Here is a 23,058-nt window from a genome sequence, read left to right on the forward strand (position 1 = left end):
TCAACCCCGAAGTGATCACCAAACCCCGCGCCGCTATGCTCATGCCGCCCCCATCTGCGCCTGCAATCGGGCCACTGGCCGCTCACGCACCGGCCAGTTAAGGGCCGCTGCGAGCAAGCTCAACACGATCGCCCCCTGCCAGATCAAATCGTAGTTGCCAGTTCGATCATAGACGATCCCACCCAGCCAGCCGCCGAGGAACGAACCGATTTGATGGAACAGAAATACAATCCCGCCGAGCATTGAGAGATTTCGCACACCAAAAAGCGTCGCAACCGTGCCGTTGGTGAGTGGCACGGTAGACAACCACAGCAAGCCCATCGCCATACCGAACAGGTAGGCGCTGATTTGAGTTACCGGCGCCCACAGAAACAGCACGATCACCACCGCACGCAGCAGGTACAAGCCGGTGAGCAAGCGCGGCTTGGACATACGCCCGCCGAGCCAACCAGCGGTGTAGGTGCCGATGATGTTAAACAGCCCAATCAACGCCAATACCGTGGTGCCGGTAGTGGCTGGCAAGTGCTGATCCACCAGGTAGGCCGGCAGATGCACGCCGATAAACACCACCTGAAAACCACAGACGAAAAAGCCAAAGGCCAGCAGCCAGAACCCAGAGTGGCTACAGGCTTCTCGCAGCGCCTCACGTAGCGTTTGCTGACCAGCCACCACCGGCAGCGGTCGGTCTTTGAGCATGCCGACCAACGGCAAAATAAGCGCCACCATTAAGCCCAACGCCAGCAATGCAGCAGACCAGCCCAGCCAACTGATCAAGCCCAAGGTGCCTGGCACCATCGCGAACTGGCCAAACGAGCCAGCCGCACTGGCGATGCCCATGGCCATGCTGCGTTTTTCTGGCGCTACGGCGCGGCCAACAACGCCAAGAATCACTGAGAACGACGTGCCGGACAGGCCAATACCAATCAGCAACCCCGCGCTAAGGGACAATGACCACGCCGAGTCCGACAAGCCCATCAACGCCAGCCCCACGGCGTACAGCACGCCGCCGACAAACACCACCTTGGTGGCGCCGAAACGGTCGGCCAGCGCGCCGGCAAACGGTTGAGCCAGGCCCCACACCAGGTTTTGCAAGGCGATGGCGAGCGCGAAGGTGCCGCGCCCCCAGCCGAATTCACTGCTCATAGGCGCCAGGAACAGGCCGAAACCATGCCGCACACCCAACGACAACGCCAGGATCAGCGCACTCCCTACAAGAATCCAACCACTGGTGCGCCACATCGAGGTCATTTCTTATTCTCCGCTCGCGGGTATATACCCGCTTATGTTCGGAAAAACTCGCGTTTAAGCGAGCTCGTCCAGCAAGGCCAACAAGGTTTCGCGTTTATCCGCGCCGAGTTGATCGATCAATTTTTGCTGCGCAGCTTCCCACGCCGGTAACGCAGCGGCGAGTCGCTCTTCACCGGCTTGCGTCAACAGCACCAGGCGGTTGCGCAAATCGCCGCCTTCCACCAATTGCACCAGGCCTTCGCCCTCCAGCACCCGCAGGTTGCGGCCCAGGGTGCTGCGATCCAGGCCCATCGCTTCGGCAAGGCTGGAAATGCTCGGCTGGTCCAGGCGCTGCAAATTACACAGCAAAGAATACTGGGCAACGTTGATCCCGAAGCCGTCGAGAGCGCCGTCGTAGTGCCTGCTGACGCCACGAGCGGCGCGACGCAGGTTGGTACATAAACATTGGGAGGCAAGCATGGAACGTGTATATACCCGCGATTAAGAGAATGCAAGAAAGTGTTACAAAGCCAGACCGACCACTACCGCGACTTCCAGCAGTTCCAGCAAGGCGCCTGCGGTGTCGCCCGTGGTGCCGCCGAGGCGCCTGACCATCAATTGGCGCAGGCCGATAAAACACAGCACGGCGATCAACACGGCAACCCCACCGCTGAAACCACCGATCAGGATGCACGCCAGGCCGCTGAGGATCAGTACCTGTTGGCCAACCACTCTGGGTAAATGATCCGACAACGCCTGACCCAATCCCCCTGCACGCACATAGCGTGTCGTCAGAAACAACGCCAGCATCGAAGCCCGGCCGATCAACGGCGCAAGGATCAACGCAGCACCGTTATGTTGCTCGATCAACGCCACCAGCGCGGTGAATTTGAGCAGCAACACCAAGCCCAGGGTGACCACCGCAATCGGCCCGCTGCGTGGGTCTTTCATGATGGTGAGGGTGCGCTCGCGGTCGCCAAAACCGCCGAGCCAGGCGTCGGCGCTGTCCGCCAAACCGTCCAAGTGCAAGCCACCACTGAGCAGCACCCAAGCTGTCAGCAACAGCGCGGCATGCAGTAGCACCGGCGCCCCCATCAACAGCGCGTTCAGGCCCCACAACAGTACGCCGAACAACAGCCCCACCAGCGGGTAAAACAGCAGCGAACGCCCCAGTTCTTGGGGCTGTGGCATGCCCGGCAGCCGAATCGGCAGGCTGCTGAGAAATTGCAGGGCGATCCAGAATGGCAGCATCGTCAGGCGCCTTCCTTCAACGTGCCATCGGCCTCGACCTGCACAGTGAACAGGCCGCCGTGGCCGACTTCAACATTCAGCAGTTGCTCACGGGGCAGCCCCCGCGCACGCGCCAACAGAAGACGCATCACGCCGCCGTGGCTGATCAACAACACGCGCTCGCCGGCATATGCTTGATGCAGGCGTGCGACAGCGCCAAGAACTCGGTCGGAAAAGTCGCTGACAGGCTCGCCTTCCGGTGGCGTAAAGCTGTAGGGATTGGCCCAGAACAGCCCCAATGCCTCGGCATCTGTTTGCATCAGCGCCGCTGCGCTTTGCCCTTCCCAGGCACCAAAGTGCAGCTCTTGCAGGTCCTTTTCCAAGATCACCGGCACGTTGAGCTGCGCGCCCAACTCGTCGGCAAACCGCGCACAACGCTGCAACGGCGAGCTGACCAAACGATCCCACGGCCCCTGCTCTATCACCGCAGCACGCATCTGTGCCCAACCTTTGGCGGTGAGCGCATCGTCGAGGCTGCCACGCAGGCCGCCGCCCAGTTCGGTTTCGCCGTGGCGCAGCAGGTCCAGGTGCAAAGTCATACCGGGCGGTCTGCCACGGCGGCTTCGGCAAACGTCGCCATCTGCCCGTGCAGCGCACAGGCCAGGCGCAACAGCGGCACCGCCAGCGCCGCACCGCTGCCCTCGCCCAGGCGCAGGCCCAGTTCCAGCAGCGGTTGTGCGTCGAGGCTTTGCAGCACATGGCGATGGCCTGGCTCCGCGCCGCCATGGCCAAATACCAGCCATTCGCGACAAGCCGGGTTCAGACGCGTGGCAACCAGTGCCGCGACGGTGCAGATAAACCCGTCCACCAGCACCACGATGCCTTCCTGGGCACAGGCCAGATAAGCGCCCACCAACGCCGCGATTTCAAAACCGCCAAGGTTGAACAGGGTTTGCAGCGCATCGCCGCGTTGCCCGGCGTGCACTGCCAGCGCACGCTCTATCACGGCCACCTTATGACTGACGCCCTGGGCGTTCAAACCGGTGCCCGGGCCGGTCAGGTCACTGACCTGGCAATCGAGCAGCGCGCACGCCAGCGCACTGGCGGCGGTGGTGTTGCCGATGCCCATTTCGCCACCGATAAACAACTGAGCGCCGCCGGCCAATGCACGCTGGGCACTGTCGCGACCGGCTTGCAGGGCCAAGCGCCCTTGGGCTTCGGTCATTGCCGGGCCGTTGACGAAATTGGCGGTGCCCGCACCGATATTCAGGTGACGTACACCGGGCAAACTCAGGGATGGCGTGACGGTACCCAAGTCGACCACTTCCAACTGTGCATCCAGTTGACGCGCCAACACGCTGATGGCGGCACCACCGGCGACAAAGTTATGCAGCATCTGCCCAGTGACTTCCTGGGGATAGGCCGACACCCCTTCGGCAACCACACCGTGGTCGCCGGCAAAAATCGCGATCCACAGGTGATCCATTGCCGGTTTGACCTGGCCCTGCAAGCCCGCCAATTGCACCGCCAACGCTTCCAATTGGCCCAGGGAGCCGGCCGGCTTGGTCAGTTGCTGCTGGCGCACCAAGGCTTGTTCGTACGCTTGAGCGTCAAGGGCCTTACAGGGGTTGAGCCACCAAGAGTCAGTCATAACGCAGTACCTTTCAAAGTCAGGGGCAGGCCGGCGACGGTCAGGACAACACGCTGACAACGCTCGGCCAAGGCTTGATGCAGCCAACCGGCTTCATCCACATAGCGGCGAGTCAATTCGCCCAGCGGCACGACACCCAGACCGGTCTCGTTGCTGACAAAAATGATTTCACCCGGCAGCGTGGCCAGGGTGTCCAGCAGGTGATCGCGCTCCACGGCCAGGCGATTGGCGTCTTCGAGCATTAGCAGATTGGTCAGCCACAGGGTCAGGCAATCGACCAGTAGGCAACGCCCGGCTGCGGCGTTTTCGCGCAGCACTCGCGCCAGTTCGAGGGGCTCTTCGATCAGGCCCCAATGATCGGGGCGGCGCTGGCGATGCAGGACGACGCGCGCGTTCATCTCGCCGTCCAGGGGTTGGCTGGTGGCGATGTAGATAACCGGCAAGGCGCTGTCGCTGGCAAGCTTTTCGGCGAGGCGGCTTTTGCCGGAGCGGGCGCCGCCGAGGATTAGTTGGAGCATGGGGTAGTACCTTTATTCACGACCGCAGACTCAAGCCACACACGGTCAACTGTGGGAGCTCGTCAAATTCCGCATAGATTGCGCAAGAGAGCGGTGTCCAAATGGTTCTGCACCAAATCCGCCAAGCGCTCGATATCGCGCTCGCGCAACCCGTGGTAATCCACTTCCTGTACGTCCTGCAACCCCGCCCAGCGCAGCAAGGCACTGCACGCGGCCGGAGTTTCGAACAGGCCGTGCAGGTAAGTGCCTAGGATCTGCCCATCTGCACTCTGGGCGCCGTCGCTGCGGCCGTCATCCAACATCACAGCGGCAGTCGACAGCGCAACGCCAGTCGTCACGCCCGCGTGAATCTCATAACCGCTGACTTCGGCCTCTTCGATCAGCAAGCGCCCGCGCACGTTACGCAGTTGCTTCTCTTCTTCCAGCGTGGTGCTGAACGCCAACAACCCCAGGCCTTCACTCGACCCGGCTGGCCCTTCCAGGCCTAGCGGGTCATGCACGTGCTCGCCGAGCATTTGCAAGCCACCGCAAATGCCGAGTACCTTGCCGCCATAGCGCAAGTGCCGGGCCACGGCGGTGTCCCAGCCGTTGGCGCGCAGGTAGGCAAGGTCGGCGCGTACGCTTTTGGAGCCAGGCAGGATGATCAGGTCAGCCGCCGGGATGGATTGGCCCGGGCCGACAAACTGCAAATCTACTTGAGGGTGCAGGCGCAGCGGGTCGAAATCCGTGTGGTTGCTGATGCGCGGTAACACCGGCACCACCACTTTGAGTACCTGGGCGGCTTTGTCGGTCTGGCGCCTGTCGATACCGTCTTCGGCCTCCAGGTGCAGGTCCATCACGTAGGGCAGCACGCCCACCACCGGTTTGCCGGTGCGCGCCTCCAGCCAATCCAGGCCTGGTTGCAGCAGGGCGATATCGCCGCGAAAGCGGTTGATGATGAAACCTTTGACCCGCGCCTGCTCGCTCGGCGACAGCAGCTCCAGGGTACCGACCAGATGGGCAAATACACCGCCGCGATTGATGTCGGCAATCAACAGCACCGGGCAATCGACCGCTTCGGCAAAGCCCATGTTGGCGATATCGTTGGCACGCAGATTGATCTCTGCCGGCGAGCCCGCGCCTTCCACCATCACCACCGGGTAGGCCGCGCTCAAGCGTGCATGGGAGGCGAGTACCGCTTGCATGGCGATGGCTTTGTAGTCGTGATAGGCCACGGCGTTCATGCTGGTGACGGCGCGGCCGTGGATGATGACCTGGGAGCCAGTGTCGCTGTTGGGCTTGAGCAGCACCGGGTTCATGTCGGTATGGGGCGCCAGGTTGGCGGCCTGGGCCTGCACGGCCTGGGCACGGCCGATCTCGCCGCCTTCGGCCGTCACGGCACTGTTGAGCGCCATGTTCTGCGGCTTGAACGGCGCCACCGCCACGCCCTGGCGCACCAGCCAGCGGCACAGCGCAGTGACCAGGGTACTTTTGCCAGCATCGGAGGTGGTGCCTTGCACCATCAGCGTACTCATGAAGCGTCCTTGTAGGCCAGCAGGGCTTCGTCGAGGCGTAGCCAATCGGCTTCGGTGTCGGGCAGGCCAAAACGTAAGCTGCTGTCGTGGGCAAACAAGCGCAGCAAAATGCCGCGCTGGGCCATGAATTCGTGCATGCGTTCGGCATGCGGGGTGATCAGCCACTGGAACAACGCGCAGCCGCCGTGAGGCTGAAAGCCTCGGCGCTCAAGCAAGGTGAACAACCGCTGGCCGGCTTCGATACAGCGTGCACGTTGCCGGGCATGCCCATCGACATCGCGCAGGCACACTTGCCCCACTACACGGGTGGGCCCGGCGACAGCCCAGGGCCCAACTTGCTCGGCGAGCAATTTGAGCAAACGGCGCTCTGCCAGCACAAAGCCAAGTCGCACACCGGCCAAGCCAAAGAACTTGCCGAACGAGCGCAACACGATCAGCCCGACTAGATGGGCCTGGCTCGCCAGACTCAATTGCGGGGTCACGTCCATGAAGGCTTCGTCCACCACCAGCCAGCCGCCACGCTGGGCCAGGCGCGAGTGCCAGTCCAGCAAGCGTTGCGGGGTGAGGCTCTGGCCTGTGGGGTTATTGGGGTTGACCACCACCAGCACGTCGAGGCTGTCGAGGAAGAAGTCGACTTCCTGCTCTTGCACTTCGCGCACGACGTAACCGGCACGGCGCCAGGCTTCGGCGTGTTCGGCGTAGCACGGCGACAGTACGCCGACCTTGCCCGAGCGCCGCAGGCGCGGCAGCAACTGGATCGCTGCCTGGGAACCGGGCACGGGCAACAGGTGCGCAGCACCGTAGTATTCACTGGCGGCCTGCTCCAGGCCGTCGTCGGTTTCCGGCAGGCGCGCCCATGCCCGCGAAGGGATCTCGGGGATCGGAAACGGCCAAGGCGCCAACCCGCTGGAGAGGTCCAACCAGTCAGCCTCGGCTATGCCGTACTGAATCGCTGCTTTGCGCAACCGCCCACCGTGTTCAAGCATAAAATTGCGCCCCCGCGCACAGAATCAGCAGCCACAACCATACGCCGCGCTGCACCAGTTGCCAGCCTCGGTCGATGGAATCGGCATCCGCCGCCGGGCCTTCGCCCAGTTGTGGGCGCTGATGCACTTCGCCGTGGTAAGTCGCAGCACCGCCCAACTCGACGCCCAACGCACCTGCACCGGCAGCCATCACCGGGCCAGCGTTGGGGCTGTCCCACGTCGGGCCCTGGGTACGCCAGCACTTAAGAGCCAGTCGGGTTTTGCCGAGCAGCGCGTAGGTCAATGCCACCAAGCGCGCCGGAATGTAGTTCAGGACGTCGTCGATTTTTGCCGCAGCCCAACCGAAGCGTTCGAAGCGTTCGTTGCGATAGCCCCACATGGCGTCGAGGGTATTGCTCAAGCGATAAAGCACAACGCCGGGCACGCCCGCGACGACAAACCAGAACAGCGCAGCAAACACGGCGTCGCTGCCGTTTTCCAGTACCGACTCGGTGGCGGCGCGGGCGACTTCGGTGCTGTCCAGTTCGCGGGTCTCGCGACTGACCAGGTAGCTCACACGCTTGCGTGCTTCATCCAGGTCGTCACTGCGCAGGGCCTGGGCGACCGGTATTACATGTTCGCCAAGGCTGCGCATGCCGAGGGCGCAGTACAGCGCCAAAATCTCCAGCACCCAGCCGATGTAAGGCGCCCATGACAGGGCGGTGGCCAACAAGGTCAGGGGCACTACCGCGATAAACCACGCGGTCACGCCATGGCTGCGCCAGCCTCGGCCACCGCTGTTGAAACGCTGCTCGATGCGCCCGGCAAAATTGCCGAACGCCACCAGCGGATGCCAGCGCCTGGGCTCACCCAGCAACGCATCCAGCGCGACCGCAGCGACACACAGCAAGGCCACACTCATTGACTCACTCCCCACGTATTCTCATACAACATGTCACTCAAAGGTCGTGGCTCGGTCCAGCCTTCGAGCTGCAACATCGGTGCCGGGTAGAACTCGGCCACGGGCCCCAGGCACAGCACAGCCAGGGGTTTGGCGCCGGGCGGCAGGCCGAGCAGGTCGGCCAGGGCCAGGGGGTCGAACAACGAGACCCAGCCCATGCCCAAGCCTTCGACGCGTGCGGCCAGCCACAGGTTCTGGATCGCACAGGACAGCGAGGCCATGTCCATTTCCGGCAAGGTACGACGGCCAAAAATGTGCCGTTCGCGATCATCCATCAGCGCTGCCACCAGCACTTCGGCGCAGTCGTGGATGCCTTCGACCTTGAGCTTCATGAATGCGTCAGAGCGTTCGCCCAAGGCTTCGGCGGTGCGTATGCGTTCTTCTTCCACCAACTGCTGAATTTGCCCACGCAGGTTGCGGTCGCTGATGCGGATGAAGCGCCAGGGCTGCATCAGGCCGACACTGGGGGCCTGATGGGCGGCCTGGAGCAGGCGATGCAGTAATTCAGGGGCGACCGTGCCACCGCTGAAGTGGCGCATGTCACGGCGTTCGGCGATGGCGCGGTAGACGGCCTGGCGGTCGGCCTCGGGGAAAGCGTTGTCAGTCATGGCCTCATCGGGGGCAAGCCCCCTCCCACATTTTGATCTGCAAACGCCGTCGATGTGGGAGCTGGCTTGCCTGCGATGGCGGCCTCCCGGCCTGGCACAAACAGTGCGGCTACTGCGCTCGGGTTCGATGGAAAGTAAAAGTGTACGTAGGACGCCGTCATCCGCCCCTGCCGATAAACCGCCTCGGCCCCACGCCCACCATTGGGGCTCACGCCACGGGCAATCGGCGTGCATTCAGTGCTGGTCAAGGAATGGTGATAGGTGTGGCCACGCAAGGTGCCTTCAGGCAAATCCACATTTTGCAGGGCCAGTGCCGCCAGTTTCTTTTGCATCACCGCATCGCCCTGCAACAGGCCAAGCAGTTCGGCGCGGGTGCCGTCGACATCGGTGAGCGAGTCCAGCAGGTACAGCATGCCGCCGCATTCGGCGAGCAAGGGTTTGCCAGCCGTATGGTGAGCGCGGATGGCGTCGAGCATCGAGGTATTTTCCGACAGCGCCTTGTGGTGCAGTTCGGGGTAACCACCGGGCAGGTAGAGGCTGTCGGCGTCGGGTAGTTGCTGATCATGGATCGGCGAGAAAAACTCAAGCTCAGCGCCCATTGCCCGCAACAGGTCAAGGCTGGCGCCGTAGGTGAACGCAAACGCTTCGTCACGGGCGACGGCGATGCGCACGCCGGCGAGCAGCGGCTCGGCCACGATCACTTCGGGCGCGGCGAAGGTGACCGGCGGCGGCAGCGCGACTTCGCAACTGCTGCCCAAGGCTTGGGCGGCGGCGTCGAGGCGCACGTCGAGGTCGTTCAGTTCGCTGGCTTGCACCAGGCCCAAATGACGGCTGGGCAGCTCGATCCCGGTTTCGCGGGAGAGTGCGCCGTACCAACGCAGGCCTTCGGTCAGGCTGCCTTCGAGCAATTGCGCATGCCGCAAGGTGCCGACGCGGTTCGCCAGCACACCGGCGAACGGCAGGTCCGGCTGGTAGCGCGCCAGGCCCAAGGCCAGCGCACCGAAGGTTTGGGCCATGGCGGTGCCGTCGATCACCCCCAGCACCGGCACGCCGAAGTGGCGTGCCAGGTCAGCACTGGACGGGGTGCCGTCGAACAGGCCCATCACGCCTTCGATCAGGATCAGGTCGGCTTCCCCCGCCGCTTCCCACAGTAGGCGACGGCTTTCCTGCTCACCCACCATCCACATATCCAATTGATACACCGGCGCCCCGCTGGCGCGCTCGTGGATCATCGGGTCGAGAAAGTCCGGCCCGCATTTGAACACGCGCACGTTGCGCCCCAGGTTGCGGTGCAAACGGGCGAGTGCGGCGGTGACGGTGGTTTTGCCCTGGCCAGACGCCGGTGCGGCGATCAATACGGCCGGGCAATGACGGGGCTGATTCAAAGTTCGACGCCCTTCTGTGCCTTGATACCGGCCTGGAATGCGTGCTTGAGCATGCCCATTTCGGTGACGGTGTCGCCCATTTCGATCAGCTCGGGCTTGGCGCCACGGCCGGTGACCACCACGTGCTGCATCGGCGGGCGGGCTTGCAGGTCGCTGAGCACCTGGTCCAGGTCGAGGTAGCCGTGCTTGAGGGCGATGTTGAGCTCGTCCAGTACGACCATGCCGATGGCGGGGTCTTGCAGCAATTGACGGGAGACTGCCCACGCAGCTTCAGCGGCGGCGATGTCGCGTTGGCGGTCCTGGGTTTCCCAGGTGAAGCCCTCGCCCATGACATGAAAGCGCACCTGCTCGGGGAAGCGGCGGAAGAACAGTTCTTCGCCGGTGCTGTTGCGCCCCTTGATGAACTGCACTACACCGCACTGCATGCCGTGGCCCATGGCGCGGGCGAGCATGCCGAAGGCCGAGCTGCTCTTGCCTTTGCCGTTACCGGTGAGTACCAGCAGCAGGCCGCACTCGTTGGGAGAATTGGCGATGCGCTCGTCGATCACGGCTTTTTTGCGCAGCATGCGCGCCAGGTGACGTTCGTCGCGGTCGGGGGAATCGGTCATGGCAGATCTCCGTTGGGGCTGGACAAAAACGGCGGGCAGAAAAAAGAAAAACACAGACAGCCAAGCATCGCCCACCGTGATGCTGTTGGATGCTCCGGGCCGGTCTCCGGGCTCATGAGTGGCGCGCTTCAGTCAAAAGCAGACCAACGCTGCGCCTTCCCATATCGCGGGGCGATACAGTGGCAGAAAGCAGCGTGTTGACTCATTTACCGTTGCGGGGGCAGCGCCGGAATTGCGGCAGCACTGTGTACAAGTGCGCTCACTCACCGGCTTCCCTGTTTCACTCTGTCGACCCATGGGTCACAGAGCACCTGGAACAAGTCGCGAAGGGTAGTGGGTTGGGGGTGGAGCGTCAATCAATGTGGGAGCGGGCTTGCTCGCGAATGCGGTGGATCAGTCAATATATTCGGTGACTGACACTGTGCATTCGCGAGCAAGCCCGCTCCCACGTTTGGATATTTGTTAATTCAGGGGTTGCGCGCCAGATTCCCCGGCAGTACGCGCTTGGCACTCAGGTAGGCATTCTGCCAATACGCCTTGGACAAGGTATCGAGCTTCACCGTACCGCCCGTCTGCGGCGCGTGCACAAAGCGCCCTTCACCTACATAGATGCCGGCATGGCTGACCTGGGAACCGCCACCGGTGGCGAAGAACAGCAAGTCGCCCGTCTGCAGGTTTTGCTCGCTCACGTCCTGCGCCCGCATCACGATCAGCTCACGGGTGGTGCGCGGCAAGGAGATACCAGCGGCATCACGAAACACAAAGCCGATCAAGCCACTGCAATCAAACCCTGAGTCCGGCGTGTTGCCGCCCCAACGATAAGGCGTGCCAACCAGGCCAAGCGCGCGGAAGAGCACGTCTTCGGCAGCAGGCGAAAAATTCTGTGTGGAATAGTTGAACACCGGCTTTGGCTTGACGGCCACAGGCGCGGGAGGTGGGCGACTTGCGCAGGCGCTGAGCAGCGCGGCGCAAAGAATAAGGATCAGGCGGGCTGTGGTCGACATGTGCAGAACAATCCTGGTCTGGATGCGGCTTTCGCTGCCGAACGCTGAAAACCAGAACGCGCAAGCAAAGCTCGCGCGAACGGATTACAACAATATCCAGGGATTCTAGCGCTTACATGTCAAACTTCAAGTAACACTTTAAGTTTACTTGCTAGCGGTAACCGTAGTCGGGGCCATGGCGAGTGCGCGCTTGGCTTCGATGAAGGTTTTGCTCCAGTAGCTGTCACCCAGGTTGTCGACGCGAACACCACCACTGCGACGGCTGCTGGAGTGGATAAACTGGTTATCACCCAAGTAGATACCGGCATGACTTACACGGCCACGGCCAGCTGTACTGAAGAAAAGCAGATCACCGGGCTTGAGGTTGTTACGCGCGACCAACGGTGCTTTCACGTTGATCATTTCGCGAGTGGAGCGTGGCAGGTTCATGCCCGCTTCTTCGCGAAACAGATAGCCGATGAAACCGCTGCAGTCGAAACCGGCTTCAGAGGTGCCGCCGAAACGGTAACGGGTACCGATCAGGGACATGCCGCGCTCGAGAATGCTATCGGCGAGAACCGGCAGCTGGTAAGGCTTGCTGTCGGAGAATTCGGCCAGTTCTTTTTCAGTCGTCAGCTCTTCTTCATAAACAGAAGCAGACTGCGCAGCGACGAATTTTGCCTGGTTGTGAACCTGAGGCTTTTGCTGCTCTGCCACTTGTTGAGGGTGGGAGGCGCAGCCAAACAACAGGGTAACGAGTGCGAGAGGCACGAGGGGTGCGAAGCGATTTAGCATGGGCACGACCGTGGCTGATATGTAAAGAAGCCGAGACTATGCCCACTATCGGATCGATTTGCAAATTCAATCGCGATCTATGTGACTTCTTGTTTGGACTATGACATCTAAGCCCTTAACACCCTTTACCTGCCTTTTGCGCGGCCTTACCGGCCAGAACGCGGGTTTTCTGACGCCTGTAATTTGCCGAAAGCCGCGAAAACAAAGGGCTGGCTACCAGCCTAGGGTTTCTTTGAGGAAGGGAATGGTCAGCTTGCGCTGGGCCTGCAAGGAGGCCTGATCGAGCTGTTCGAGCAACTCGAACAAAGCGCTCATGCTGCGGGTGCCACGGGTCAGGATAAAGTGCCCGACCTCGTCGGTAAGGTGCAGGCCGCGACGGGATGCACGCAATTGCAGGGCTCGCAATTTGTCTTCATCAGACAGCGGGCGCATCTGGAAGATCAGTGCCAAGGTCATCCGCGATTTCAGGTCAGCCAGCTTGATCGGCAATTCCCGCGGCGAGGTGGACGCAGCAATCAGCAAGCGCCGGCCGCTGTCACGCAAGCGGTTGAACAGGTGAAACAGCGCCTCCTCCCACTCAGCCTTGCCGGCAATCGCCTGCAGGTCGTCGAGACAGACCAGCTCGTATTGCTCAAGGTGGTCGAAGATGCCGATGCCACGATCCATAAGCTCAGCCAGCGGCAGGTAAACCGCCGGTTCGCCCATCTGCTCGAAACGCAAGCACGCGGCCTGCAACAGGTGAGTACGCCCTACGCCGTGTTTGCCCCACAGATAGATCAGGCTTTCGGTCCACCCGGCGTCGGCTTCGCAGAGCCGCTCGACATAGCCGAGCGCAGCGGCATTGGCGCCTGGGTAGTAATTGATAAAGGTGGCGTCGTCACGCAGACGCACACCCAAGGGCAGCTGAATCGGTTTCATGCTGACTGAACGGCTCCAAACGAACCGTTAGTGGCCTCTGTGTAAAGTTTGCAAAGTTTATACCCGTGACGCCGGGCGCACAATGCAGCAGACCACAAGCAAAATCAAAGGTTTGCGTTAACTTGCTGGTTTTATGCGAATTGTTTGACGCCAGAGACGACAAACCCGGCGCAGGCCGGGTTTGTGACAGCAGGTTTACAGATCCGGGTCTTCGACCCCGGTGTACACATCCGAATCTTTATACAGATCGTGCACATGGCGCACCAACACCATGATCACCGCCGCCACCGGCAGCGCCAGCAGGATGCCAGTAAAGCCAAACAGCTCACCACCCGCCAGGATCGCAAAGATCACCGCCACCGGGTGCAGGCCGATCCGATCGCCCACCAGCAATGGCGTCAGCACCATACCTTCCAGGGCCTGACCGACCATGAACACGGCAACAATCCCCAGCATCGGATACAGGTCGCCGCCAAACTGGAACAGACCCGCTACCAACGCGGCGCCGATACCAATCACAAAGCCCATGTACGGCACGATAGCCGCCAGGCCGGCAATCAGGCCAATCAACAGACCCAGCTCCAAGCCAATGGCCATCAAGCCCGCCGCGTAGATGATCCCCAGCGCCAACATCACCAGCAACTGACCGCGCACAAACGCACCCAGCACCTCGTGGCACTCTCCCGCCAGGGCGACAATGCGCTCCTCGCGATTGCGCGGCAGCAGGCTGCGGATCTTGGCGATCATGATGTCCCAGTCACGCAGCAGGTAGAACGCCACCACCGGGATCAGCACCAGATTGGTCAGCCACCCGATCAGCGCCAGGCTGGACGCCGTCGCCTGGCTGAGCACCACACCGACGATATCAGTGGTCTGGCCCATGTGCTCGCTGATGGCCGCCTTGACCTTGTCGAACTTCCAGAAGCCATCCGACAGCCCCAGCTTGGCCTGAGCCCACGGCATGGCCGTGTGCTGCAACCAGTCGAGCATTTGCGGCGCCAACTCATAGAGCCGGAACAACTGCTTGGCCAGCATCGGCACCAACACCAGCACCAACGCGGTGATGATCAAGGTGAACAAGGCAAACACCGCCACCACGCCCCACGTGCGCGACAGGCCGAGTTTCTCCAGGCGGTCCACCACCGGGTCAAATAGATAGGCCAGCAGCAACGCAACCAGAAACGGCGTCAGGATCGAATGCAGCAAGAACACAAAGACGCACAGCAGGACAATCCCGCCAAGCCACACCCAACGACGCGTATCCGCCATAAACCATCCCACCTATATATAAAGAAGAAAACTGCTACCAACGAAAACGCAGTTGCACCTGGGGTTCAGGCGCAGTGGCCGGCTGACCACCATCCACGGCGGCCGGCACCTCACCCGCTGGCACTTCTTGCAACTTGGCCAGGCTCAACTGGGTGCGCAACTGATCGGCACTGCCATTGACGCGATACACGATGCGGCTGCCATCCACCAACAGGGGGTGACCACCAAAGGGCTCAAGCAGATGACCCAGGGCCGCATAACGCTCAAGGGTCATGCCCTGCACTTCCAACAGCTGTTCGGTGCTCACGCCTGGCTTGACCGCAAAACGTGGCGCCAGTTTTTGGCTGACCGCCAACATGACCGCATCGGCCACCGCGGCGGTGTCTGCACCTTGGGCCGTGCCCTGATCACTCTTGTCGCCCAACCACAGGCGCCACTTGGCCTGCCATTGGCTACCTTCCTGGCGCGCATGCACGGCCAGCAAGGCGTCGGCGCCGTAGCGCTCGGAAGCAGCGCGCAGCGGCGTGGCGTCAGCACTTTCCAGGTTCGGTGCGGTGGCCACCACTTGCTCATCCAGATCACCCAATGGCAGGCGCAACGGCAAGCCACGGTGTTGTGCCGCACGGCGCAGCGCCTGGGCGACGGTCTGGCCATCGCCCACCAAGCTGCTGCCTTCTGTGGAATCGTTCAGCCACCAGCCGAGGATCGACGGACGATTGCTGCCCCAGATCGACAGGCCTGCATCACGCAACGCACGATCGGTGCTGACCGGGTCAAAATCCACTTGCAGGCTTTCGGGCGGGCCGGCGTCGTAGCCGTACTGGCTGATAATTTGTTGCGGGTCTTTGCGCACCGCCGCCAGGCCCGACCCATCGGCGGCCTTGGCGTCGCCGGTCAGGCGGATCACCAGGGTTTGCACGGCTCGCTGGGTGGCCTGATCGCGCTCTTGCGGCGACTGGCTGCTGACGGGTTCAAGCACTTGATAGAGGCCATTGAGGGTTTCGGCATGACTCGCCAGGCTGACCAACGACAAACAGCCCACAAAGAAGAATTTACACAGACGCATGGAAGATTCCCGAACGACAAATTTAGCGGCTGGAACAGACCGCGTGAATTCGGCTTAACTGAGGCTGTGACCACAGCGACCGGTAAAACATTCACGGGGTATCGGTAAGTTTTCGTACTGTCATAACGATAGCGGGTCCAAGGCTATACCTTAATACGCACCAAAGCAGACCGGATTAGCATTTTTTTACCCCATATGCCCCTGCCCGTCGGCCCGAGGATGGCCGCTGCCCCTCAAGCCTGATAAAATCGCGCGCCTTCGCAGACCGTCAACGGCTGGGGCTTTTACCAAAAGCGCCCGCCCGCCCGGTCGTTACCCCTGAATCCCCCCTAAAGGCCTGGATCATGAGCAAGCAACCCTCCCTGAGCTACAAGGACGCCGGTGTAGACATCGACGCCGGTGAAGCATTGGTCGAACGCATCAAGAGCGTCGCCAAGCGCACTGCGCGCCCCGAAGTCATGGGCGGCCTGGGCGGTTTTGGCGCCCTCTGCGAGATCCCGGCCGGCTACAAACAGCCTGTGCTGGTTTCCGGCACCGACGGCGTGGGCACCAAGCTGCGCCTGGCACTGAACCTGAACAAGCACGACAGCATCGGCATCGACCTGGTGGCCATGTGCGTCAACGACCTGGTGGTATGCGGCGCAGAGCCGTTGTTCTTTCTGGACTACTACGCCACCGGCAAGCTCAACGTCGAAACCGCTACCCAGGTAGTGACCGGCATTGGCGCTGGCTGCGAGTTGTCGGGTTGCTCCCTGGTCGGCGGCGAAACCGCTGAAATGCCAGGCATGTACGAAGGCGAAGACTACGACCTGGCTGGCTTCTGCGTCGGCGTTGTAGAAAAAGCCGAAATCATCGACGGCTCCAAGGTTGCCGCCGGTGACGCCCTGCTGGCCCTGCCATCTTCCGGCCCGCACTCCAACGGCTACTCGCTGATCCGCAAGATCATCGAAGTATCCGGCGCCGACATCGAGAACATCCAACTCGACGGCAAGCCCCTGACCGACCTGCTGATGGCCCCGACCCGCATCTACGTCAAGCCACTGCTCAAGCTGATCAAGGACACTGGCGCCGTCAAAGCCATGGCCCACATCACCGGTGGCGGCCTGCTGGACAACATCCCACGCGTGCTGCCAAAAGGCGCCCAGGCGATCGTCGACGTGGCCAGCTGGCAGCGTCCTGCGGTATTCGACTGGCTGCAAGAGAAAGGCAACGTCAACGAAACCGAGATGCACCGCGTGCTGAACTGCGGCGTGGGCATGGTCATCTGCGTCGCTCAAGAGCACGTTGAAACCGCACTGAACGTACTGCGTGAAGCGGGCGAGCAGCCTTGGGTCATCGGCCAGATCGCCACTGCCGCCGAAGGCGCAGCCCAGGTTGAACTGAAGAACCTCAAGGCTCATTAATGTCTCAGACCTGTGATGTCGTGGTGCTGCTCTCCGGCACCGGCAGTAACTTGCAGGCCCTGATCGACAGCACGCGCACCGGCGACAGCCCGGTGCGTATCGCTGCGGTGATCTCCAACCGCAGCGACGCCTACGGCCTGCAACGTGCCAGGGACGCGGGTATCGAAACCCGCGACCTGGATCACAAGGCTTTCGAGGGCCGCGAGGCCTTCGATGCGGCCTTGGTCGAACTGATCGACGCCTTCAACCCCAAACTCGTGGTACTGGCCGGTTTCATGCGCATCCTCAGCGCTGATTTCGTACGCCACTATGAAGGGCGTCTGCTCAATATCCACCCTTCCCTGCTCCCCAAGTACAAAGGCATGCACACCCATCAGCGGGCGCTCGACGCCGGCGATAGCGAGCACGGCTGCAGCGTGCACTTTGTTACCGAGGAACTCGATGGCGGACCTCTGGTCGTACAGGCAGTGGTTCCGGTAGAGTCTGACGACTCGGTGCAGACCCTTGCACAAAGGGTTCACACCCAGGAACACAAGATTTACCCGCTGGCAGTACGCTGGTTTGCCGAGGGGCGGTTGATTCTTGGTGATCAGGGTGCATTATTGGACGGTCAGTTACTTGCGGCCAGCGGCCACTTGATTCGAACCTAGGAGATTTTATGCGTCGCGCCTTGCTCTTCGCTTTTGCTCTGTTTGCCTTGCCTGCGGTGCAAGCGGCAGACCTTCACCCTTTCTCCGTAAGCTACACCGCCGACTGGAAACAGCTGCCCATGAGCGGTTCGGCTGAGCGCAGCCTGGCCAAAAATGGCGATGGCACCTGGACCTTGAATTTCAAGGCTTCCATGATGATCGCCAGCCTCACTGAAACCAGCGTGATCCTGTTTGACAAGGACACCCTGCAACCCAAGAGCTACACCTTCGAACGCGGCGGCCTGGGTAAAGCCAAGAAGATCAACCTGGACTTCGATCAGTCCGCCAAAAAAGTCACCGGCTTTGAAAACAAAGACCCGGTCAACGTAGCCCTGCAAACGGGCATGCTCGACAAGTCGACCTACCAGTTGGCCCTGCAGCGCGACGTTGCCGCTGGCAAGAAAAGCATGAGCTACAACGTGGTCGAAGGCACTGATGTCGACACGTACGACTTCCGCGTGATCGGCCCGGAAAAGGTCCAGACCAAGGTCGGTTCCATCGACGCGATCAAGGTTGAGCGCGTGCGTGACCCGACTCAGAGCAAGCGCATCACTCAGATGTGGTTTGCGAAAGACCAGGGCGGCATTCTGGTTGCCTTGCGTCAGGTTGAGACCGATGGCAAGGAATACAACATCATGCTGCAGGACGGTACTGTTGACGGTAAGGCTGTCAAAGGTAGCTGATGGGCTGATGAGTCAAAAAGGAGCCTCGCTGAATGCGGGGCTTTTTTTTGCCTGCAGATTTCTCCTTGAATCATGCGCCGCCATCGCAGGCAAGCCAGCTCCCACATTTGGAATGCATTCCCCTGTGGGAGCTGGCTTGCCTGCGATGGCGATGGCGCGGTTAATACAGGCCTGGAGCCTGACTCCAACATGAAACTTCTGTCATAAAACTCCAGCCCCGGCGAGCGAACATCACTATTTACAAGGCCTCCAGCACTGTTGCATTTCCCGCAAAGACTTGTTGCGCGAAAAGTCGGTTTACTTAGCAAGCTAACAAAATATATAAAAGAGACCTGCGACGACTTGCCGCAGACCCACCAGAGATTGGAGCAAGCAGATGACTGTAAAAGTAACTGAGCGCGACGACGAACATATGTCCCACGAAGCACTGGGCCATGGCATTCACATCTGGGATGTCCACCAACAAGACCTGCTGGTCGGCATGTTTCACAACGAGAGCGACGCTCACAACTATAAAAACGAGCTTGAGTCGCTTGAGATGAAACGCCAGGCACAAAGCTCCTGATACTCTGAAATCGCGCAGGCCCCAGCCCCACACAGCAGCTGGACTGCCTGCAAACAAAAACCCCGCCTTTTGAGCGGGGTTTTTCGTGACTACAGCCTTACCACATCAGATCATCCGGGATCTGGTAAGCAGCGTACGGATCATCCTCATCCGGCACCTGGCTTTCGGTGAGGATGTTGAGCTGCACGATGCGCTCTGGTGCGCGTTCCTGGATCTTCAGCGCGGCTTCGCGCGGGATCACCTCATAGCTGCCGCCGTGGTGCACGATGGCCAGGGAGCCGTTGCTGAGCTTGTTACGCATCAACGTATTGACCGACAGGCGCTTGACCTTCTTGTCGTCCACGAAGTTGTAGTAGTCCTCGGTGGTCAGCTTGGGCAGGCGCGAGGTCTCGATCAGTTGTTTGACCTGGGCCGTGCGAGCCTTGGCCTCAGCCTTCTCTTGCTGCTGACGGTTCAGTTCCTGGTCGCGCTTGACCTTCTCGGCCTTGGCCTCGGCTGCCTGGCGCGCCTGGGTGTCATCGGCTTCGATCTGGCCCTTGTGGACCAGGCGCTGCTGCTTCTGTTTCTCTTTGCCGACCTGCTTGGCCTGCTTTTGGTTGACCAGACCTGCTTTGAGCAACTGATCGCGAAGGGAAATGCTCATGGTGCTTACTCACTTAGGCAGCCGCTCAACCGCAGCTGGACATGTTCTTTTCCTGACGTTTGGCTTCGCCCCACAGGGCGTCCAACTCTTCGAGGGTGCAATCTTCTATGGGTTTGTGCGTGTCGCGCAATGCCTGCTCGATAAATCGGAAGCGTCGTTCGAACTTGGCATTGGCGCCCCGCAGCGCGGTTTCGGGGTCGACCTTGAGGTGGCGGGCCAGGTTGACCGCGGCAAACAGCAGGTCACCGACCTCATCGGCGATGGCGACTGAATCGTTATCCGCCATGGCTTCGAGTACTTCATCGAGCTCTTCACGCACGTTGTCCACCACCGGCAAGGCGGACGGCCAGTCAAAACCGACCTGGCTGGCGCGCTTTTGTAATTTGGCGGCACGGGACAAGGACGGCAAGGCAGTCGGTACGTCGTCCAGCAGGGAAAGCTGCTCCGGCGCGTCGGATTTTTCTGCACGCTCCTCGGCCTTGATCTGCTCCCAGCGCTGCTTGACCTGCTCTTCGCTCAACTGCGGGATATCCAGCGGCGCATACAGATCACCCGTGGGGAACACGTGGGGATGGCGACGAAGCAACTTGCGGGTGATGCTGTCGATCACCCCGGCGAATTCGAACCGTCCTTCTTCGCGCGCCAACTGGCTGTAATACACCACCTGGAACAACAGGTCGCCGAGCTCGCCTTGCAGGTGATCAAAATCGCCGCGCTCGATGGCGTCGGCAACTTCGTAGGCTTCTTCCAGAGTGTGCGGCACGATGGTGGCGTAGGTTTGCTTGATGTCCCACGGGCAGCCGTACTGCGGGTCGCGCAGGCGGTTCATCAGGTGTAGCAGGTCGTCTAGTGAATACATTGATCTCTATCCGCTGAAGATCCAAATGTGGGAGGGGGCTTGCTCCCGATCGCGGTGGGTCAGCCAAGAATCTGGTGCATGACACTCCGCTATCGGGGGCAAGCCCCCTCCCACCTTTCAGACCCCATTTATCCAGCCAGTCATGGCGTGCGATTACGCCGTGTCTCGATAATGTTCGGCAGCTGGGAAATCCGCCCCAGCAACCGCCCCAACGCGTCCAGCCCCGGAATCTCGATGGTCAGGGACATCAGCGCAGTGTTGTCCTCTTTGTTCGAGCGGGTGTTGACCGCCAGCACGTTGATGCGCTCATTGAGCAGCACTTGCGACACGTCACGCAGCAAACCGGAACGGTCGTACGCACGAATGATGATGTCCACCGGGTAGGTGAGCACCGGCACCGGGCCCCAGCTGACCTGGATAATCCGCTCCGGCTCGCGCCCGCCCAGTTGCAGCACCGAAGCGCAGTCCTGACGGTGAATGCTCACGCCACGGCCCTGGGTGATGTAGCCAACAATGGCGTCGCCCGGCAATGGCTGGCAGCAGCCGGCCATTTGCGTCATCAGGTTGCCCACGCCCTGGATCTGGATATCACCGCGCTTGCCAGGCTTGTAGCCGGTGGCCTTGCGGGGGATCAGCTCCAGTTGTTCGCTTCCGCGCTCTGGCTCGACCAATTGCTGAGCCAGGTTGACCAGTTGCGCCAGGCGCAGGTCGCCGGCACCGAGGGCGGCAAACATGTCTTCGGCGATCTTCATGTTGGCTTTTTCGGCCAACTTGTCGAAGTCCACCTGAGGCAGGCCCAGGCGTGCCAGTTCGCGTTCGAGCAGGGTCTTGCCGGCGGCGACGTTCTGGTCGCGCGCCTGCAACTTGAACCAGTGGACGATCTTGGCCCGCGCCCGCGACGTGGTGATGTAGCCCAGGTTCGGGTTCAGCCAGTCGCGGCTCGGCGTGCCGTGCTTGCTGGTAATGATCTCGACCTGTTCACCGGTTTGCAGGCTGTAGTTGAGCGGCACGATGCGCCCGTTGATCTTGGCGCCCCGGCAGTTGTGGCCGATTTCGGTGTGAACGCGGTAGGCAAAGTCCAGCGGGGTGGCGCCTTTCGGCAGGTCGATAGCGTGGCCGTCGGGGGTGAAGATATAGACCCGGTCCGGCTCAATATCCACGCGCAGTTGTTCAGCCAGGCCGCCGATGTCGCCGAGTTCTTCGTGCCATTCCAGCACTTGGCGCAGCCAGGAGATTTTCTCTTCGTACTGGTTGGACCCGGCCTTGACGTCGGTGCCCTTGTAACGCCAGTGCGCGCAAACCCCAAGCTCCGCTTCTTCGTGCATGGCGTGGGTGCGAATCTGCACTTCCAACACCTTGCCCTCGGGGCCGATCACCGCCGTGTGCAGCGAGCGATAGCCGTTCTCCTTGGGGTTGGCGATGTAGTCGTCGAACTCTTTCGGGATGTGACGCCACAGCGTGTGCACGATACCCAGCGCGGTGTAGCAGTCGCGCATTTCCGGCACCAGCACACGCACCGCACGCACGTCGTAGATCTGGCTGAAGGCCAGGCCCTTGCGCTGCATTTTGCGCCAGATCGAATAGATGTGTTTGGCCCGGCCGCTGATGTCGGCATCGACGCCGGTGGCCTGCAACTCGGACCGCAACTGGCCCATCACGTCGCTGATAAAGCGCTCACGGTCGAGCCGACGCTCATGGAGCAGCGTGGCGATCTGTTTGTATTGGTCGGGTTCGAGGTAGCGAAAGGACAAGTCCTCCAGCTCCCACTTGATATGGCCAATGCCCAGGCGATGAGCCAGCGGCGCATAGATGTCGAAGACCTCGCGAGCGACGCGGTTGCGCTTCTCGTCGTCGGCGGTTTTTACCGCACGGATCGCGCAGGTGCGCTCGGCCAGCTTGATCAGGGCGACGCGCACGTCGTCGACCATTGCCACCAGCATCTTGCGCAGGTTTTCAACCTGGCCCTGGGTGCCCAGCACCATCGACTGGCGCGGGCTGAGGCTGGCACTGATCGCCGCCATGCGCAGCACGCCGTCGATCAGCTTGGCCACCACCGCACCGAAGCGCTGGCTGACAGTGGGCAACTGGATATGCCCTTCACGCACGCCGCGATAGAGCACGGCGGCGATCAGCGAATCCTGATCCAGTTTTAGATCGGCAAGGATCTCGGCGATCTCAAGCCCCGTGCGAAAGCTGGAAGTGCCCTCGGCCCACAGGTTCTTGGCCGCATTGTCTTGTTGCTCAGACTCACGAGCGAACTCGCAGGCTGCCTTCAAGGCTTCACGGTCCAGTGCCGGGTCGACACTGATGGCATGATCGAGCCATGCCTCGAGATTGATACTGCCGTCGGTGTTGATCGGCTGGTGTGCTCTCACCTGTACCATCTTGCTTACCTTCCCTATGACGCACTTTCGATGCGCCAGAAATCATCGCTGACCTGCTTTACCTATTAAAGCTTACGCACGCTCCCTGGCAGGTCACGGCCGTGGAGAATACAGGCCAGTCGGATTAAACGGGC

The 23,058-nt window shown here is 61.3% G+C and carries 24 protein-coding genes and 1 riboswitch; of the genes, 4 read left to right on the forward strand and 20 right to left on the reverse strand.

All coding sequences use genetic code 11. The features are described from left to right. Positions 1–39: 39 nt before the first annotated feature. From ICY20_RS13535 to ICY20_RS13615, 17 genes are all read right to left on the reverse strand, one after another. On the reverse strand, positions 40–1,239 hold the full coding sequence (locus ICY20_RS13535) for an MFS transporter (RefSeq protein ID WP_194937808.1): 1,200 nt from the start codon (positions 1,237–1,239) through the stop codon (positions 40–42). 63 nt (positions 1,240–1,302) lie between these two features. Next, positions 1,303–1,707 carry a MarR family winged helix-turn-helix transcriptional regulator gene (locus ICY20_RS13540; RefSeq protein ID WP_122485833.1) on the reverse strand — a complete coding sequence of 135 codons (405 nt, stop codon included), beginning with the start codon at positions 1,705–1,707 and terminating at the stop codon, positions 1,303–1,305. A gap of 42 nt (positions 1,708–1,749) precedes the next feature. Then, positions 1,750–2,478: an adenosylcobinamide-GDP ribazoletransferase gene (locus tag ICY20_RS13545; RefSeq protein ID WP_159961737.1), complete on the reverse strand. Its 729-nt coding sequence runs from the start codon at positions 2,476–2,478 to the stop codon at positions 1,750–1,752. A 2-nt stretch (positions 2,479–2,480) separates the two neighbouring features. Continuing rightward, positions 2,481–3,056 (reverse strand): alpha-ribazole phosphatase family protein, encoded by a 576-nt coding sequence (cobC, locus tag ICY20_RS13550; RefSeq protein ID WP_159961740.1) that lies wholly within the window; start codon positions 3,054–3,056, stop codon positions 2,481–2,483. Then, positions 3,053–4,108, reverse strand: coding sequence for a nicotinate-nucleotide--dimethylbenzimidazole phosphoribosyltransferase (gene cobT, locus ICY20_RS13555; protein ID WP_194937710.1), 1,056 nt, complete (start codon positions 4,106–4,108; stop codon positions 3,053–3,055). Before cobT ends, cobC begins: the two co-directional genes overlap by 4 nt. Beyond that, a complete protein-coding gene (gene cobU / locus ICY20_RS13560; RefSeq protein WP_194937711.1) occupies positions 4,105–4,626 on the reverse strand; it encodes a bifunctional adenosylcobinamide kinase/adenosylcobinamide-phosphate guanylyltransferase in 522 nt (173 codons plus the stop codon). Before cobU ends, cobT begins: the two co-directional genes overlap by 4 nt. A gap of 62 nt (positions 4,627–4,688) precedes the next feature. After that, a complete protein-coding gene (locus ICY20_RS13565) occupies positions 4,689–6,140 on the reverse strand; it encodes a cobyric acid synthase (RefSeq protein WP_159961745.1) in 1,452 nt (483 codons plus the stop codon). Continuing rightward, positions 6,137–7,126 carry a threonine-phosphate decarboxylase CobD gene (gene cobD, locus ICY20_RS13570; protein WP_194937712.1) on the reverse strand — a complete coding sequence of 330 codons (990 nt, stop codon included), beginning with the start codon at positions 7,124–7,126 and terminating at the stop codon, positions 6,137–6,139. The genes ICY20_RS13565 and cobD overlap by 4 nt, the downstream gene beginning before the upstream one ends. Continuing rightward, positions 7,119–8,027: an adenosylcobinamide-phosphate synthase CbiB gene (gene cbiB / locus ICY20_RS13575; protein WP_194937713.1), complete on the reverse strand. Its 909-nt coding sequence runs from the start codon at positions 8,025–8,027 to the stop codon at positions 7,119–7,121. The genes cobD and cbiB overlap by 8 nt, the downstream gene beginning before the upstream one ends. After that, on the reverse strand, positions 8,024–8,674 hold the full coding sequence (gene bluB, locus ICY20_RS13580) for a 5,6-dimethylbenzimidazole synthase (RefSeq protein ID WP_159961751.1): 651 nt from the start codon (positions 8,672–8,674) through the stop codon (positions 8,024–8,026). Before bluB ends, cbiB begins: the two co-directional genes overlap by 4 nt. Beyond that, positions 8,671–10,059, reverse strand: a complete 1,389-nt coding sequence (locus ICY20_RS13585; protein ID WP_194937714.1) for a cobyrinate a,c-diamide synthase — start codon at positions 10,057–10,059, stop codon at positions 8,671–8,673. Before ICY20_RS13585 ends, bluB begins: the two co-directional genes overlap by 4 nt. Then, positions 10,056–10,667 carry a cob(I)yrinic acid a,c-diamide adenosyltransferase gene (cobO, locus tag ICY20_RS13590; RefSeq protein WP_194937715.1) on the reverse strand — a complete coding sequence of 204 codons (612 nt, stop codon included), beginning with the start codon at positions 10,665–10,667 and terminating at the stop codon, positions 10,056–10,058. Before cobO ends, ICY20_RS13585 begins: the two co-directional genes overlap by 4 nt. Before the next feature lie 80 nt (positions 10,668–10,747). After that, a riboswitch (cobalamin riboswitch) is annotated at positions 10,748–10,997 on the reverse strand. A gap of 137 nt (positions 10,998–11,134) precedes the next feature. Then, positions 11,135–11,671: a C40 family peptidase gene (locus ICY20_RS13595; RefSeq protein ID WP_194937716.1), complete on the reverse strand. Its 537-nt coding sequence runs from the start codon at positions 11,669–11,671 to the stop codon at positions 11,135–11,137. Positions 11,672–11,815: 144 nt separating this feature from the next. Continuing rightward, positions 11,816–12,445, reverse strand: coding sequence for an NlpC/P60 family protein (locus tag ICY20_RS13600; protein ID WP_159961757.1), 630 nt, complete (start codon positions 12,443–12,445; stop codon positions 11,816–11,818). Between the two features lie 213 nt (positions 12,446–12,658). Next, positions 12,659–13,363: a DnaA regulatory inactivator Hda gene (gene hda / locus ICY20_RS13605; protein WP_126570612.1), complete on the reverse strand. Its 705-nt coding sequence runs from the start codon at positions 13,361–13,363 to the stop codon at positions 12,659–12,661. Between the two features lie 195 nt (positions 13,364–13,558). Then, entirely contained in the window at positions 13,559–14,632 is a 1,074-nt protein-coding gene (locus ICY20_RS13610; protein WP_159961759.1) for an AI-2E family transporter, read from the reverse strand. A gap of 34 nt (positions 14,633–14,666) precedes the next feature. Then, on the reverse strand, positions 14,667–15,698 hold the full coding sequence (locus ICY20_RS13615) for a DUF2066 domain-containing protein (RefSeq protein WP_194937717.1): 1,032 nt from the start codon (positions 15,696–15,698) through the stop codon (positions 14,667–14,669). 344 nt (positions 15,699–16,042) lie between these two features. Between ICY20_RS13615 and purM the strand changes: the two genes are divergently transcribed. The 4 genes from purM to ICY20_RS13635 all read left to right on the forward strand — a co-directional run bounded on the left by purM (position 16,043) and on the right by ICY20_RS13635 (position 19,038). Beyond that, positions 16,043–17,101 (forward strand): phosphoribosylformylglycinamidine cyclo-ligase, encoded by a 1,059-nt coding sequence (purM, locus tag ICY20_RS13620; protein WP_014719398.1) that lies wholly within the window; start codon positions 16,043–16,045, stop codon positions 17,099–17,101. Further along, a complete protein-coding gene (gene purN, locus ICY20_RS13625; protein ID WP_159961763.1) occupies positions 17,101–17,751 on the forward strand; it encodes a phosphoribosylglycinamide formyltransferase in 651 nt (216 codons plus the stop codon). The genes purM and purN overlap by 1 nt, the downstream gene beginning before the upstream one ends. A gap of 8 nt (positions 17,752–17,759) precedes the next feature. Next, a complete protein-coding gene (locus ICY20_RS13630) occupies positions 17,760–18,473 on the forward strand; it encodes a DUF3108 domain-containing protein (protein WP_194937718.1) in 714 nt (237 codons plus the stop codon). Between the two features lie 376 nt (positions 18,474–18,849). Next, on the forward strand, positions 18,850–19,038 hold the full coding sequence (locus ICY20_RS13635; protein WP_003175379.1) for a hypothetical protein: 189 nt from the start codon (positions 18,850–18,852) through the stop codon (positions 19,036–19,038). A 97-nt stretch (positions 19,039–19,135) separates the two neighbouring features. Here ICY20_RS13635 and ICY20_RS13640 read toward each other — a convergent pair whose 3' ends face one another. The 3 genes from ICY20_RS13640 to relA form a co-directional block, all read right to left on the reverse strand. Further along, positions 19,136–19,681, reverse strand: coding sequence for a DUF2058 domain-containing protein (locus ICY20_RS13640; RefSeq protein ID WP_159961767.1), 546 nt, complete (start codon positions 19,679–19,681; stop codon positions 19,136–19,138). A gap of 25 nt (positions 19,682–19,706) precedes the next feature. Then, positions 19,707–20,540, reverse strand: a complete 834-nt coding sequence (mazG, locus tag ICY20_RS13645; protein WP_159961769.1) for a nucleoside triphosphate pyrophosphohydrolase — start codon at positions 20,538–20,540, stop codon at positions 19,707–19,709. Positions 20,541–20,680: 140 nt separating this feature from the next. Further along, the gene (gene relA, locus ICY20_RS13650; protein WP_122513452.1) at positions 20,681–22,924 is read right to left on the reverse strand and encodes a GTP diphosphokinase; all 2,244 of its coding nucleotides are present in this window, start codon (positions 22,922–22,924) and stop codon (positions 20,681–20,683) included. Between the last annotated feature and the right edge of the window lie 134 nt (positions 22,925–23,058).

Source organism: Pseudomonas pisciculturae (assembly GCF_015461805.1).
Classification (GTDB): Bacteria; Pseudomonadota; Gammaproteobacteria; order Pseudomonadales; family Pseudomonadaceae; genus Aquipseudomonas; species Aquipseudomonas pisciculturae.